At 60.4% G+C, this 14,706-nt stretch carries 11 protein-coding genes and 7 tRNA genes; 7 read left to right on the plus strand and 11 right to left on the minus strand.

All coding sequences use genetic code 11. The features are described from left to right. Nucleotides 1-271: 271 nt before the first annotated feature. Nucleotides 272-356: transfer RNA gene (locus LG30_RS0115960), tRNA-Leu, on the minus strand. Nucleotides 357-499: 143 nt separating this feature from the next. Between LG30_RS0115960 and LG30_RS0115965 the strand changes: the two genes are divergently transcribed. Beyond that, nucleotides 500-1,021 carry an RDD family protein gene (locus tag LG30_RS0115965; protein WP_033131694.1) on the plus strand — a complete coding sequence of 174 codons (522 nt, stop codon included), beginning with the start codon at nucleotides 500-502 and terminating at the stop codon, nucleotides 1,019-1,021. Nucleotides 1,022-1,188: 167 nt separating this feature from the next. On the opposite strand, the gene lptG is transcribed toward LG30_RS0115965, so the two are convergent. Together lptG and lptF are read right to left on the minus strand one after the other, a co-directional pair. Beyond that, nucleotides 1,189-2,259: an LPS export ABC transporter permease LptG gene (gene lptG / locus LG30_RS0115970; protein ID WP_033131695.1), complete on the minus strand. Its 1,071-nt coding sequence runs from the start codon at nucleotides 2,257-2,259 to the stop codon at nucleotides 1,189-1,191. A 25-nt stretch (nucleotides 2,260-2,284) separates the two neighbouring features. Beyond that, a complete protein-coding gene (gene lptF / locus LG30_RS0115975; RefSeq protein ID WP_033131696.1) occupies nucleotides 2,285-3,400 on the minus strand; it encodes an LPS export ABC transporter permease LptF in 1,116 nt (371 codons plus the stop codon). A gap of 172 nt (nucleotides 3,401-3,572) precedes the next feature. Between lptF and pepA the strand changes: the two genes are divergently transcribed. The 6 genes from pepA (at nucleotide 3,573) to pbpG (ending at nucleotide 11,802) form a co-directional block, all read left to right on the plus strand. Continuing rightward, on the plus strand, nucleotides 3,573-5,084 hold the full coding sequence (gene pepA / locus LG30_RS0115980) for a leucyl aminopeptidase (protein WP_033131697.1): 1,512 nt from the start codon (nucleotides 3,573-3,575) through the stop codon (nucleotides 5,082-5,084). 155 nt (nucleotides 5,085-5,239) lie between these two features. Next, nucleotides 5,240-5,695, plus strand: coding sequence for a DNA polymerase III subunit chi (locus LG30_RS0115985; protein WP_033131698.1), 456 nt, complete (start codon nucleotides 5,240-5,242; stop codon nucleotides 5,693-5,695). A 60-nt stretch (nucleotides 5,696-5,755) separates the two neighbouring features. Continuing rightward, complete coding sequence (locus LG30_RS0115990) at nucleotides 5,756-8,608, plus strand: valine--tRNA ligase (RefSeq protein ID WP_033131699.1); 2,853 nt, start codon at nucleotides 5,756-5,758, stop codon at nucleotides 8,606-8,608. Nucleotides 8,609-8,858: 250 nt separating this feature from the next. Then, a complete protein-coding gene (locus tag LG30_RS0115995; protein ID WP_033131700.1) occupies nucleotides 8,859-10,154 on the plus strand; it encodes a hemolysin family protein in 1,296 nt (431 codons plus the stop codon). A gap of 18 nt (nucleotides 10,155-10,172) precedes the next feature. Then, nucleotides 10,173-10,838 carry a DedA family protein gene (locus tag LG30_RS0116000; RefSeq protein ID WP_033131701.1) on the plus strand — a complete coding sequence of 222 codons (666 nt, stop codon included), beginning with the start codon at nucleotides 10,173-10,175 and terminating at the stop codon, nucleotides 10,836-10,838. 136 nt (nucleotides 10,839-10,974) lie between these two features. Then, nucleotides 10,975-11,802 carry a D-alanyl-D-alanine endopeptidase gene (pbpG, locus tag LG30_RS0116005; RefSeq protein WP_033131702.1) on the plus strand — a complete coding sequence of 276 codons (828 nt, stop codon included), beginning with the start codon at nucleotides 10,975-10,977 and terminating at the stop codon, nucleotides 11,800-11,802. A 492-nt stretch (nucleotides 11,803-12,294) separates the two neighbouring features. Here pbpG and LG30_RS0116010 read toward each other — a convergent pair. From LG30_RS0116010 to LG30_RS0116045, 8 genes are all read right to left on the minus strand, one after another. Next, nucleotides 12,295-12,371: transfer RNA gene (locus LG30_RS0116010), tRNA-Arg, on the minus strand. Between the two features lie 29 nt (nucleotides 12,372-12,400). Continuing rightward, nucleotides 12,401-12,477: transfer RNA gene (locus LG30_RS0116015), tRNA-Arg, on the minus strand. A gap of 28 nt (nucleotides 12,478-12,505) precedes the next feature. Then, nucleotides 12,506-12,582, minus strand: a tRNA-Arg gene (locus LG30_RS0116020). A gap of 26 nt (nucleotides 12,583-12,608) precedes the next feature. Next, nucleotides 12,609-12,685, minus strand: a tRNA-Arg gene (locus LG30_RS0116025). A 100-nt stretch (nucleotides 12,686-12,785) separates the two neighbouring features. Next, nucleotides 12,786-12,862, minus strand: a tRNA-Arg gene (locus LG30_RS0116030). A gap of 3 nt (nucleotides 12,863-12,865) precedes the next feature. Further along, nucleotides 12,866-12,958: transfer RNA gene (locus LG30_RS0116035), tRNA-Ser, on the minus strand. Between the two features lie 213 nt (nucleotides 12,959-13,171). Next, the gene (gene csrA, locus LG30_RS0116040) at nucleotides 13,172-13,360 is read right to left on the minus strand and encodes a carbon storage regulator CsrA (RefSeq protein WP_033131703.1); all 189 of its coding nucleotides are present in this window, start codon (nucleotides 13,358-13,360) and stop codon (nucleotides 13,172-13,174) included. A gap of 93 nt (nucleotides 13,361-13,453) precedes the next feature. After that, nucleotides 13,454-14,701, minus strand: a complete 1,248-nt coding sequence (locus LG30_RS0116045; RefSeq protein ID WP_033131704.1) for an aspartate kinase — start codon at nucleotides 14,699-14,701, stop codon at nucleotides 13,454-13,456. Nucleotides 14,702-14,706 lie beyond the last annotated feature (5 nt).

Genomic DNA, 14,706 nt, shown 5'->3' on the forward strand with positions numbered 1-14,706 from the left:
ATGATTAGACCACTACAATGAGGGCTGATCTGATAACTGAAATTTTGAAAGGGCGCTACGGCCTTGGTGCGCTGGCTGGCCTGCTCCACGGAAAATAGGTTGTCTGTGAAGTGTGTCCGGTCACGCTTGGTACTGCTCTAGCAGCAGTGGACACGACAATAACCCGATCACCTAAACCTAGGTGGACACGATGTGGACACGTCGCCATGTTGGGGGGCCAGAAAAACGTAAGGCCACCCGCTTGGGTGGCCTTACGTCATTGAATTCTAAATGGTGCCCGGGGTCGGACTCGAACCGACACGTCTTTCAACGGCGGATTTTGAATCCGCTGCGTCTACCGATTTCGCCACCCGGGCAACTGCGAGGGATTATACGAATGGCGTTTGGGCATGCAAGGTGTTTTTCTTGCGCCGGCTCCCGTTTGCTCATTTATTCAACGCCTTGCCGATATTAAGCCAGTTACATAGAATGCCCGCATCATATTAATGGAATAAGTACCATGGCCAAGCGCAAGACTGTCTCCTCCCCCCAGACCCCTCCCCCGCAGCACCAGTATCCGTCAGCCGGCTTGCTGCGCCGCCTGGGCGCCCTGCTCTATGACTACCTGGTGGTCACCTCTTTGCTGATCATCGCGGGCTTCATCGGCATGGGTGTGGCTTACCTGCTACTGGCGACCGGCGTGGCGACCGTGCCCGAGGGCAAGGATGCCTCCTGGCTGCTGACCAGCCCGCTCTACAGCGCCTGGCTCGCCGTCATCATCTGCGGTTTCTACACCTGGTTCTGGACCCGCGCCGGCCAGACTATCGGCATGCGCGCCTGGCGTCTGCGCATTCAGAATGCGGACGGCAGCAACATTCGCATCACCCAGGCCCTGATCCGGCTCGCCACCGCCGCCTTCGGCCTCGGCAACCTGCTGTGCGTGTTCAACCGCGAGCGGCCCCGCGCCTTTCAGGACATCTGGGCCGAATGCGAGGTCGTGGTGCTCGGCAAGCAGGAAAATCTGGAGCAGTTGAGCAAATAATCCAAGCCGCCGGAAAAACAGAAGGGCACCTCAGGGTGCCCTTTGTGTTTCGGTATCCGGCTACTGTTTTCGGCTCAGAATATAGAAGGAGATGCCGCCAAACAGCAGGCTGGGCGCGATGGCCGCCAGCATAAGATGGCGCCACCGCATTCCCGGGCATCAAATCACTACTGCTTGCGGCTCAGGATATAGAAGGAAATACCGCCAAACAGCAGGCTTGGCGCGATGGCCGCCAGAATCGGTGGCACCGCATACACCAGGCTGACCGGGCCGAACACCCGATCGCTCACATAGACCGCAAAGCCGGTCATGATCCCCATCAGCATGCGGGCCCCCATGCTCACCGAGCGCAGCGGACCGAAGATGAAGGAGGAGGCCAGCAGTATCATGGCCACCACAGAGAGCGGCGACAGCAGCTTGCGCCACATCTCCAGCTTGTAGCGACCGGCATCCTGCTTGTTGGCATCCAGATAGCCGATGTAGTCCCGCAGGCCCGAGATGGGCAGGTTCTCGGGATCGATGCTGACCACCCCAAGCTGCTTGGGCGTCAGCTCAGATTGCCACTCCAGCTGGGCATGCTGTTCATCCAGGATCTGCTTGGGATCGTCGAAACGGGTGATGTGCACCTGTTTGAGCAACCAGTGATGCTGCTCGAACACCCCCTCCTGCGCCTGGACCACATCGATCAAGGCTCGGGACGGTGTGAACCGGTAGAGGGTGATCCCGGTGAGGGCGCCGTCGTTGCGCACCCCGTTGATGTTGACGAAGTTATTGCCATCCCGGGCCCAGACACCGTAGGCCGAGACGGTCAGCCGTCCTTCCGACATGGCGCCCGCCTTGATGTCATCGGCCATGCGCTTGGCAATGGGCGCCACGTACTCCCCCATCAGTCCCACCAGCAACATCAGCGGGATCGCCGTCTTCAGCGCCGCCATGACGATGCTGATCTTGGAGCGGCCCGCCGCCTGCATCACCACCAGCTCGGAGCTGGTCGCCAACTGGCCGAGACCGATGAGTCCACCGAGCAACGCGGCGAGCGGGAAGAACAGCACCGCCTCTTTGGGCATGGAGAGCAGCACGAAATAGAGGGCGTTGAGCATGTCGTAATTGCCTTCCCCCACCGCCTTGAGCTGCTCCACATACTTGATGAGCGCCGCCAGCCCGACCAGGGTCAGTTCACACAGCAGGATCGACATGAAGATGACCCGGCCTATATATCTATCGAGAATGCCAAACATCAGCGGAGGCTCCTATGTTGCAACATCATGATGCTGATTTTCTCTGGAAGAAGTAGCCCTTCACCCCGTTCCACCAGCTGGTTCCCTGCAGGTTGAGCGGCAGGCCGATCAGCAGCAGATAGGTGAACGGCACCAGGAACATGCCGGGCCAGTGGGGCAGGCGCCCGCTGTCGATGGCCGAACGGGAGGCACTGAGCAACAGGAAATAGGAGAGGTAGAGCAAGATCGCTGGCAGCAGCTTGGCGTAACGCCCCTGGCGCGGGTTGACACGGGCCAGCGGCACCACCAGGAAGGTGAGCACCAGAATGGAGAGCGGGAGCGACAGACGCCACTGCAACTCGGCCATCAGCTGGTTGTCCTGAGTACCCAGCAGCGCCACCGTCGGCTTGGCAGCCGCCTTGCGATTGGATCGCTCCATCTCCTGCTGGCGGATCACCAGGCTGTACTCGCTAAACTCCGAGACCTGGAACTGCTTGCCGGTGAACTGCCCCTCGTAGCGGGAGCCATCCTTCAGGGTCAGCCACTGCAGGCCATTGCTGTCGGCGGTTACCCGCCCCTCGTTGGCAACCACCACCGAGGGGGGCGAAGTGCCTTCGGCCCGCTGCAGCACGAAGATCTTCTGCAGCTCCGAGCCCTTGTCGTTCAGATCCTGGATGTAGGCGACCAGCCGGCCCTTGTCGAGCTCCATGAAGCGGCCCGCCTGCAGGAAGGAAATGCCCGGATCGGCCTTGAATTCATCGATGACCTGATACTCGCGCTCCTTGGCCTGGGGGGCGACCCAGCCGGTGTTGAAGGCCGCCACGGCCGCGGTCAACAAGGCCAGCAGCATGGCGCTGCGCATCACGAAGCGGTGACTGAAACCCACCGCGTGCATCACCGTCATCTCGCTTTCGGCGTACAAACGACCATGAGCAAACAGAATGGCTAAAAACAGACTGATAGGCAGCATCAACAGCGCCATATTGGGCAGGTTGAGCAACAGCAGGGTGGAAACCAGGCGCGTCGGCACCTCGCCATCGGCCGCATCACCGATGATCTGGATAAATTGCTGGCTGACGAAGATGAGCAGCAGCACGAATAGCACTGCCAGCTGGGTTTTCAGGGTCTCCCTGAACAAATATCGGAAAACGATCACAGTCATTCCCAAGTAAACTTGTGTTTTTAGTCGAATGCCTGAAAAATAGGGCCCTATATTGGATTTTTACCAGTTTGAACTGCGGAGCCTGTGGCTGTTCGCTCCGCCTCTGATACCCCAACAAGCACCGCATTATTCAATAAAAGGTGCCTTTTGTCTTTAGGATGTAGGAGATTCCATGGAGTTCAGTGTAAAGAGTGGCAGTCCTGAGAAGCAACGCAGCGCCTGCGTCGTCGTCGGCGTATTTGAGCCCCGTCGCCTCTCTCCGGTTGCCGAACAGCTGGACAAGATCAGCGACGGCTACCTCAGCTCGCTGCTGCGCCGCGGCGATCTGGAAGGCAAACCAGGCCAGATGCTGTTGCTGCATCAAGTACCGGGCGTGCTCAGCGAGCGCGTGCTGCTGGTCGGTTGCGGCAAGGAGCGGGAACTCGACGAACGCCAGTACAAGCAGATCATCAACAAGACCATCACCACCCTCAACGAGACCGGGTCCATGGAAGCCGTCTGCTTCCTGACCGAGCTGCACGTCAAGGGACGGGATACCTACTGGAAGGTGCGCCAGGCGGTGGAAACCACCAAGGCGGGCCTCTACAGCTTCGATCAGTTCAAGACCAACAAGGCCGAACCGCGCCGTCCGCTGCGCAAGCTGGTGTTCAACGTGCCGACCCGTCGGGAACTGGCCATTGGCGAACGCGCCATCACCCACGGTCTGGCCGTGGCGAAAGGGGTGCGTATCTGCCGCGACGTGGCAAACATGCCGCCCAACGTCTGCAATCCGGCCTATCTCGCCTCCCAGGCCCGTCGTCTGGCGGATGCCTATGACAACATCACCACCAAGGTGATCGGCGAGCAGGAGATGGCCGAGCTCGGCATGAATTCCTACCTGGCGGTGGCCCGCGGCTCCGACAACGAAGCCATGATGGCCATCATCGAGTACAAGGGCAACGGCGATGCCAAGCCCATAGTGCTGGTCGGCAAGGGGCTGACCTTCGACTCCGGCGGCATCTCCATCAAGCCGGCCGAAGGCATGGACGAGATGAAGTACGACATGGGCGGCGCGGCCTCCGTGCTCGGCACCATGCACGCCCTGGCCCAGTTGCAGCTGCCCATCAACGTCATCGGCGTGCTGGCCGGTTGCGAGAACATGCCGGGTGGCAACGCCTACCGCCCCGGTGACATCCTCACCACCATGTCCGGTCAGACCGTCGAGGTGCTCAACACCGACGCGGAAGGCCGCCTGGTATTGTGCGATGCCCTCACCTACGTGGATCGCTACGATCCCGAGACCGTCATCGACGTGGCGACTCTGACCGGGGCCTGCATCATCGCCCTGGGGCACCATACCTCGGGCCTGCTGGCGAACCACAACCCGCTGGCCCACGAGCTGCTGAATGCCTCAGAGCAGGCCGGCGATCGCGCCTGGCGCCTGCCGCTGTTCGACGAGTACCAGGAACAGCTGGAGAGCCCGTTCGCCGACATGGCCAACATCGGCGGTCGTCCGGCCGGAACCATCACCGCCGCCGCCTTCCTGTCGCGCTTCACCAAGAAGTACAACTGGGCCCACCTGGACATCGCCGGGACCGCCTGGAAGAGCGGCAAGGATAAGGGCTCCACCGGTCGCCCTGTGCCCCTGCTGACCCAGTTCCTGCTCAACCGGGCCGGCGTGGCGGACGTCGAAGACAAGGAATAAGCCTCCTCTTCGGATGCCCCGTCAGGAGAGTGGTATCACAAGGAAGAGGCCCGCCTCTTCCTTGTTTCATTGAGAGAATCCGGGAAGACCGTGCCAGGCACGGCTCCCCGCAGACGGCCAATCGCTGTCCGTCACAGCCAAACGGGACCAACCTGATGAGCCAAGTGACCTTTTACCTGATGAGCGAGCAGGACGATCCGCAGGCCTCTGCGGTCGAGCGGCTCGCCTGCCAGTTGGCAGCCGACAGCTGGAGCGCGGGCCATATTTACCTGTACTGCGCCGACGAGGCCCAGGCGCTGCGCCTCGACGAACTGCTGTGGCAACTGCCAACCGATCGTTTCGTGCCGCACCAGTTGCAGGGCGAGACCGGCCAGGCGCCGGTGGAGATTGGCCATCAGCCACCGAAGCGGCGCTATGCCCGCCTCATCAATCTGACCGAGCAGACACCTTTGTTTGCAGGACACTTCGCTCAAGTGGTAGATTTTGTCCCCACTGACGAAACGCAAAAGCAGCAAGCCCGCGAGCGCTACAAGCACTATCGCCAGGCAGGCCACACCCTCGACATGAGGGATCAGCCCGTCCTTGCCGCACCGGATCCGGCGCAGCCCTGACTGCGTCCAGCACGATCCAGACCCATTCACACCAGAATCCATCCAGAATACGGCGAGACCATGGAAAAGACCTTTAATCACAACGCCATCGAACAGGCGCTCTATCAGCACTGGGAATCCCAGGGTTACTTCAAGCCCCACGGCGATACCAGCAAAGACTCCTTCTGCATCATGATCCCGCCGCCGAACGTCACCGGCAGCCTGCACATGGGTCACGCCTTCCAGCAGACCCTGATGGACACCCTGATCCGCTACAACCGCATGCAGGGCAAGAACACCCTGTGGCAGGCAGGCTGTGACCACGCCGGCATCGCCACCCAGATGGTGGTGGAGCGCAAGATCGCCGCCGAAGAGGGCAAGACCCGTCACGACTACGGCCGTGATGCCTTCATCGACAAGATCTGGCAGTGGAAGGAAGAGTCCGGCGGCACCATCACCCGCCAGATGCGCCGCCTCGGCGACTCCGTGGACTGGGAGCGCGAGCGCTTCACCATGGATGAGGGTCTGTCTGAAGCCGTGCAGGAAGTGTTCGTGCGCCTGTACGAAGATGGCCTGATGTACCGTGGCAAGCGGCTGGTGAACTGGGATCCCAAGCTCAACACCGCCATCTCCGATCTGGAAGTGGAAAACCGCGAGATCAAGGGCCACATGTGGCACCTTCGCTACCCGCTGGCCAACGGCGCCAAGACCGCCGAAGGCCAGGATCACCTGATCGTCGCCACCACCCGTCCCGAGACCATGCTGGGTGACACCGCCGTCGCCGTGAACCCGGAAGATCCACGCTACAAAGCGCTGATCGGCCAGCACATCCTGCTGCCACTGGTGAACCGTCTGATCCCCATCGTCGCCGATGAACACGCCGACATGGAGAAGGGCACCGGCTGCGTGAAGATCACCCCGGCCCACGACTTCAACGATAACGAAGTGGGCAAGCGCCACAACCTGCCGATGATCAACATCTTCACCCTGGACGCCCACGTGCGTGCCGAGGCCGAAGTGGTCGACACCAACGGCAACCCGAGCACCGCCTACGATGCGGCCCTGCCGAGCGAGTTCGCCGGGCTGGAGCGCTTCGCCGCCCGCAAGGCCATCCTGGCCAAGCTGGACGAGCTGGGCCTCCTGGCCGAGACCAAGGATCACGTGCTGCAACAGCCCTACGGCGATCGTGGCGGCGTGCCCATCGAGCCCATGCTGACCGACCAGTGGTATGTGCGCGTGGCCCCCATGGCCAAGACCGCCATCGAGGCGGTGGAAGATGGCCGCATCCAGTTCGTGCCCAAGCAGTACGAGAACATGTACTTCTCCTGGATGCGCGACATTCAGGACTGGTGCGTCTCCCGTCAGCTGTGGTGGGGTCACCGCATCCCGGCCTGGTATGACGAAGCCGGCAAGGTCTACGTCGGTCGCGACGAGGCCGAGGTGCGCGCCAAGCACAACATTCCGTCCGTGACCGTACTGCGTCAGGACGAAGACGTGCTGGACACCTGGTTCAGCTCCGCCCTCTGGACCTTCTCCACCCTGGGCTGGCCGAACAACACCGAGGCGCTCAAGACCTTCCACCCGACCGACGTGCTGATGAGCGGCTTCGACATCATCTTCTTCTGGATTGCCCGGATGATCATGATGACCATGCACTTCATCAAGGACGAGGACGGCCAGCCGCAGGTACCGTTCAAGACCGTCTACATCACCGGCCTCATCCGGGATGAAGAGGGCCAGAAGATGTCCAAGTCCAAGGGCAACGTGCTGGACCCGCTCGACATGATCGACGGCATCTCCCTGCCGGATCTGCTGGAGAAGCGCACCGGCAACATGATGCAGCCGCAGATGGCCGAGAAGATCGGCAAGCGCACCGCCAAGCAGTTCCCGGAAGGGATCGAGGCCCACGGCACCGACGCCCTGCGCTTCACCCTGGCGGCGCTGGCTTCGACCGGTCGTGACATCAACTGGGACATGAAGCGCCTGGATGGCTACAACAACTTCTGCAACAAGCTGTGGAACGCCTCCCGCTACGTGCTGATGAACACCGAAGAGCAGGATTGCGGCCTCAATGGCGGCGAGATGCAGTTCAGCCTGGCGGATCGCTGGATCCAGTCCCAGCTGCAGGTCGCCATCCGTGACTTCCGCACCGCCCTCGACACCTACCGCTTCGACATGGCGGCCGGCATCCTGTATGAATTTATCTGGAACCAGTTCTGCGACTGGTATCTGGAGCTGACCAAGCCAGTACTGGGTAAAGGCTCCGAGGCCGAGCAGCGCGCCACTCGTCACACCCTAGTGACTGTTCTCGAGACCCTGCTGCGCCTGGCGCATCCCATCATCCCCTTCATCACCGAGACCATCTGGAAGTCGGTGGCGCCGCTGACCGGTATCCATGCCGATACCATCATGCTGCAGCCCTTCCCCGAGTTCGACGGCGCCAAGCTGGACGAGACCGCCATGGCGGATCAGGAGTGGGTGAAGGAGTTCATCGTCGGCATCCGCAACATCCGCGCCGAGATGAACGTCTCCCCGAGTGTCGGCCTGAACGTGCTGCTCAAATGCGACGCCAAGGACGCCCAGCGCGCCGGTGACAACGAGGCCTTCCTCAAGTCCCTCGCTCGCCTGGAATCCATTCGCGTGCTGGCGGACGGTGAAACCGCCCCCCTGTCGGTGAAGAAGCTGATCGGTGCCACCGAGCTGATGATCCCCATGGCGGGACTCATCGACAAGGAGGCCGAGCTGGCCCGTCTGGCCAAGGAGGTGGCGAAGCTGGCCGGTGAGTGCGCCCGCATCGAAGGCAAGCTCGGCAACGAGGCCTTCGTGGCCAAGGCGCCGGACGCCGTCATCGCCAAGGAGCGCGAGAAACTGGAGGAGTACCGCCTCCAGCTGGCCAAGCTGGAAGCCCAGCAGGTCGAGATCGCCGCCCTGTAAGCGACCCCGCTTCGCGACAAGCCCCCGTTTATCGGGGGCTTTTTATTTTCTGGCATCAGAGGATCGGCATCAGGGGGTGTGGCACCCGTTGCCGGGATCGGGACCCGCCAGCGGCCGATGCCGTTTTTTCGCGCTTTTCTCCCCATCTAATTGAAAAATTCACGAACCAAATCACCCGCTTTCACAAGCGCATCGCGTGCAAATTCATTACACTGCCAGCGATCTTTTCTATTCGGAGTGCTGCCCCAGTATGGAAGTATTGATCCTGCTTGGATTGATTTTGCTCAATGGCATGTTCGCCATGTCGGAAATTGCCATCGTCACCGCGCGCAAGGCTCGCCTCGCCAAACTGGCCAGCGAGGGCAATCGCTCCGCCGCCATCGCGCTCAAACTCGGTGAAAACCCGACCCATTTCCTCTCCGCCGTGCAGATCGGCATCACCAGTATCGGCCTGCTCAACGGTATCTACGGCGAGTCCCTGCTGGCTCAACCCTTCGCCCTCTGGTTGCAGGAGTGGGGCCTGTCCGCCAACAGCAGCAGCCTGCTCGCCACCGTCATCGTCGTGGTGCTGGTGACCTATCTCTCCATCGTCGTGGGGGAGCTGGTGCCCAAACGCCTCGGCCAGCTCAATGCCGAGCGCATCGCCTGCCTGGTGGCTCGCCCCATGCTCTGGCTGGCCACCCTGACCCGTCCCTTCGTCTGGTTGCTGTCGACCTCGACCAATGCCAGCCTGCGCCTGCTGCGGGTCGATCAGAGCAGCAGCAACAACGTCACCCAGGAGGAGATCCACGCCATTCTGGTGGAGGGCTCCGAAGCCGGGATCATCGAAGACCACGAACACACCATGTTACGGAATGTGTTCCGTCTCGACGAGCGCAGCCTCTCCTCCCTCATGGTGCCCCGCAGCGACATCCGTTATCTGGATCTCTCCCTGCCGCTGGAGGTCAACCTGCAGCGACTGGTGGAATATCGCCACAGCTTCTTCCCGGTCTGTGACGGCAGCCTGTCGGATCTGGTGGGCATCCTCAACGTCAGCAAGGTGCTGCACGCCTACATCAAGGGTGACCCCATCGATCTGGCGGCCCTGACCCAGGATGGCAGCCTGCTGCCGGAGACCCTCAACGGCCTCGAGCTGCTCAACCATTTCCGCACCCACTCCGAACACATGGTGCTGGTGGTGGACGAGTACGGCGAGCTGCAAGGGCTGGTCACCCAGCAGGATTTGCTGGAGACCCTGGCCGGCGACTTCCAGCAGGAAGGAGGAGAAGAAGACAACTGGGCCTTCCAGCGCGCCGATGGCAGCTGGCTGCTCGATGGCCTCATCCCCCTGCCCGAATTGAAGGACTGTCTGGAGCTGGTACGGCTGCCGGAAGAAGAAAAACATCACTATCACACCCTCGGAGGGCTTATCATGCTGCTCCTTGGCCGCCTTCCCCAGACGGGAGACATCGTCACCCTGGAACAGTGGCAACTGGAAATAGTGGATATGGACGGCCTGCGCATCGACAAGGTGCTTGCCATGCCTTTGACCGACCAACCCAGCTAACCTGCGGAGTTTGCACGTATGGAGCAGTTTTACCACCTGGCTCACGCCTTCATGAATCAGGATCTGGCGGCACTGTCCGATCCCAAGATGGTCTTCATGGTCTATATCGTCCTGCTGACCTTCCTGGTGCTGGAGAATGGCTTCATCCCGACCGCCTTCCTGCCCGGCGACACCCTGCTGATCCTGACCGGCGTGCTCATCTATCAGGGCGTGCTGCCGCTGGCGATAGTCCCGCTGCTGATCGTGGCCACCTTCGTCGGCACCTGGTTTGGCTATATGCAGGGGCGCTTTCTCGGCCACACCCAGATGTACCACAGGCTGATGTCCCACCTGGATGACAAGCACAAGGAGAAGGTCTACTACCTGCTCAACAAGTACGGCATCGTCACCCTGATCACCGCTCGTTACATCGCCTTCGTGCGCACCGCCTATCCCTACATCGTCGGCGCCAGCGAGATCCCCCAGGGGCGCTTCCTGGTGGTCAACCTGATCAGCTCCATCATGTGGATCTGTCCGCTGGTGGGTCTGGGTTACTACCTGAGCCACACCAAGCTGGCCGCGCAGTACGAGTCCCAGTTCCTCAGCGTCATCCTCTGCCTGCCGCTGGTGTTGCTGGTCGGCGGACTGATCGCACTGGTCTGGCGCTGGTTGAGCAAACGCAAGGCCACCGTCTCCAAGGATTGAGACGAGCAACGAGGGTCGCCGGCAGGCGGCCCTTTTTTATGGAAATAATGTCGAAATCCCCGCTGGTGCTCTTGTAAAGCGAGGGCAAAAATGAGTGAATCTAGCGCCTTTTTTCGCTGTAGATGGAGTCGGTTGTATGGGGTGTCGGATTCGCGCAATCGCGCTGCTGTGTGGGTTGATGGGACTGCTTGGATTGCCTGTGGCCCTGGCGGCACCCAACCCAGCCAATCTGAAGTTGCAGTCGGGCAGCGCCCTGGTGATGGACGTCAACACGGGCAAGACGCTCTATCAGAAGAACCCCGCTCAGGTGCGCCCCATCGCCTCCCTCACCAAGCTGATGACCGCCCTGGTGGTACTGGATGCCAAGCAGAGCCTGAGCCAGACCCTGACCGTCGACCAGAACGACAGGGACAACATCAAACACACCTACTCCCGGGTGCGCTTTGGCACCAAGGTGACCCGCCGCGATGCCCTGCATCTGGCGCTGATGTCCTCCGAGAACCGCATGGCCTCCGCCCTGTCCCGCCACTACCCCGGTGGCCGCTCGGCCTTCATTCGCGCCATGAACAACAAGGCCAAGCAGCTCGGCATGCGCAATACCCGCTACTATGACTCCACCGGCCTGTCGACCCGCAACGTCTCCACCGCCCAGGATCTGGCCAGGCTCATCTCGGCAGCCTATCGCCAGCCGCTGATCCGCCAGTTCACCCAGAACGACAGCATGGAGATGCGCTTCTCCAACCCCTCCTATAGCCTGATGTTCAACAACACCAACCCCCTGGTGAAGAACCCGGACTGGGACGTGCGCCTCTCCAAGACCGGCTACACCGACGAGGCGGGCCGCTGCCTGCTGATGCGCGCCAAGCCGGATCGCCAGGAGCTCGCCATAGTGCTGCTCAACTCGGTGGGTAAACGTACCCCCATCGGCGATGCCAACCGCATTCGCAAGTGGCTGAAAAGCTGAGCGGATAGCTGAAACGAAGAAGGATGCCTCGGCATCCTTTTTTATTGTCCGGCGTTCGCCATCCCCACCACTCACAGGCTCGCCATGCCTGCCTGAGCAGATGCCTAAGAAATGGCTGGCGGCCTGGATAAAGGAATGGCATGCGCTCACAGGCTAGCTGTGGCTGTCTGAGCCGCTCCCCAAGGGATGGCGGGCGGACCTTGATGGTATGGGAATAACACGCGCCCACAGACCCGCGGTGGCTGTCTGAGCAGATTTCCAGGGGAGGGCGGGCGGGCCGTGATGGTACTGAAGTAGAAAGCGCTCAGAACGGCCAGGGCGGGTGCTTGGCGCGGCACAGGGGAATCCGCCGGGGCTTGTCGAGCGGGCGACGAAGCACCCAGAAGACAGAGAAAAATAGGCTTGAATGTGTAAATAGCAGCATATTTTCATGCTGAAAGAGGAAATCAGCACATAAAAAAACAGCCTCGACTTGAGTCGAGGCTGTCTGTATGGTGCGCCCGGGAGGATTCGAACCTCCGACCACCTGGTTCGTAGCCAGGTACTCTATCCAGCTGAGCTACGGGCGCTCATCAACTTTTAGCATTGCCTTCAAAAATGGTGCGCCCGAGAGGATTCGAACCTCTGACCACCTGGTTCGTAGCCAGGTACTCTATCCAGCTGAGCTACGGGCGCTCATCAACTTTTAGCATTGCTTTCAACATGGTGCGCCCGGGAGGATTCGAACCTCCGACCACCTGGTTCGTAGCCAGGTACTCTATCCAGCTGAGCTACGGGCGCTCATAAATCATTGATTTCATTTTAAATGGTGCGCCCGGGAGGATTCGAACCTCCGACCACCTGGTTCGTAGCCAGGTACTCTATCCAGCTGAGCTACGGGCGCCCTGATTTAAAACGATAAAAAAAGCCTACTTATCAGTAAGCCTTTTTCAAAGTGTCGACTTGCTGATGGTCAACACATGACTCTTGCTTGAGTCGTAATATGGTGCGCCCGGGAGGATTCGAACCTCCGACCACCTGGTTCGTAGCCAGGTACTCTATCCAGCTGAGCTACGGGCGCAAATGGCGGAGAAGGGGGGATTCGAACCCCCGATGCGGGTATAAGCCGCATACTCCCTTAGCAGGGGAGCGCCTTCAGCCTCTCGGCCACCTCTCCGTTTGCGGGGCTGATAATACTTCACAGGGATTTTTAGTCAAACACTTTTTTGGAGAAAACAGAGCGTTCGCTCAGCATTTGGCCAAAGAGTGGAATATTCAAGCAATATCGACACTTACCCCGTCATTTCGCACCCTGCGAAGCCATTTGCAGGGCCCTGAAAAACAAAAGGCGACACCGCAAGTGTCGCCTGATAGCTGCTATTGATGCGGCTTAGAAGGTCGGTTGACCCGGTACTTTCTCGGCCTGTATCCGCATGTAGATCTCTTCGCGGTGCACGGAGACCTCTTTCGGTGCGTTGACACCGATACGAACCTGGTTGCCTTTCACGCCCAGCACGGTGACAGTCACTTCGTCACCAATCATCAGGGTTTCCCCTACACGACGAGTCAAAATAAGCATTCGCTTGCTCCTGTATCCTGTTTTGTAATTATATCGATATGCGCCATTATCTTACAAAGATACCGATATGGTAAATGGTTGAAACTAAATCAATCAGGGATTGTTCCCCAAGGGCTGCTCATGAGGCTCATTATCCAGCCCGAACGCGGAGTGCAACGAACGCACTGCCAGCTCCAGGTACTTCTCGTCAATCACTACAGATATCTTGATTTCAGAGGTGGAGATCAGCTGCATGTTGATCCCCTCCTCGCCCAATACCTTGAACATGGTGCGCGCGACGCCCGGGTGATTCCACATACCGACCCCGACGATGGAGACCTTGGCGATCTCCCCGTTGCCCTGCACGCAGGCGGCCCCCAGTTCGGTGGCGGTCTCCTCCAGCAGGGCGCGAGCCCGGCGGTAGTCATCGCGATTCACCGTGAAGGTAAAATCGGCGGTGCCATCCCCCAGGGTGTTCTGCACTATCATGTCGACATCGATGTTGGCATCGCTGATCGGATTCAGGATCTGCGCCGCCACCGTCGGCCTGTCCGGCACACCCAGAATGGTCAGGCTGGCCTCGTTGCGATTGAACGCAATGCCGGATACCAGGGGTGCTTCCATCCTCTCACCTCCGTATGTGATCAAGGTTCCCTCTCCGTCGATAAAGCTCGACAGCACCCGTAGCGGCACGCGGTACTTGCCCGCGAATTCCACCGAACGGATCTGCAGCACCTTGGCCCCCAGGCTCGCCATCTCCAGCATCTCCTCGAAGGTGATGGTGGAAAGGCGGCGGGCCTTGGGTTCGATGCGCGGATCCGTGGTATAGACCCCATCCACATCGGTAAAGATCTGGCATTCATCAGCCTTGAGGGTCGCCGCCACCGCCACCGCCGTGGTGTCCGAGCCACCGCGACCCAGGGTCGTGATGGCGTTGTGTTCATCACGACCCTGGAAGCCGGCGATCACCACCACCTTGCCCGCGCTCAGTGCAGACTGTACCTGCTCGGTATCTATGTGGCTGATCCTGGCCTTGCCATAGGCGGAATCGGTATGGATACGTACCTGATCACCGGTCATTGAGACCGCAGCACAACCCCGTTTGTTCAACGCAATCGCCAGCAGCGCTATGGTGACCTGCTCGCCGGTGGAGACCAGCACATCCATCTCGCGCCGATTGGCGTCAGGATCCAGCTGCTGGGCCATGCCCAGCAGCCGGTTGGTCTCGCCCGACATGGCGGACACCACCACCACCACATCGTGTCCTTGAGCGCGGGTCTGCTGAACCCGCTCGGCCACCGCCGCGATCCGCTCCAGCGTACCGACCGAGGTGCCGCCGTACTTCTGTACATAAAGTGCCACAGATC

It is taken from the genome of Aeromonas aquatica, assembly GCF_000764655.1.
GTDB lineage: Bacteria > Pseudomonadota > Gammaproteobacteria > Enterobacterales > Aeromonadaceae > Aeromonas > Aeromonas aquatica.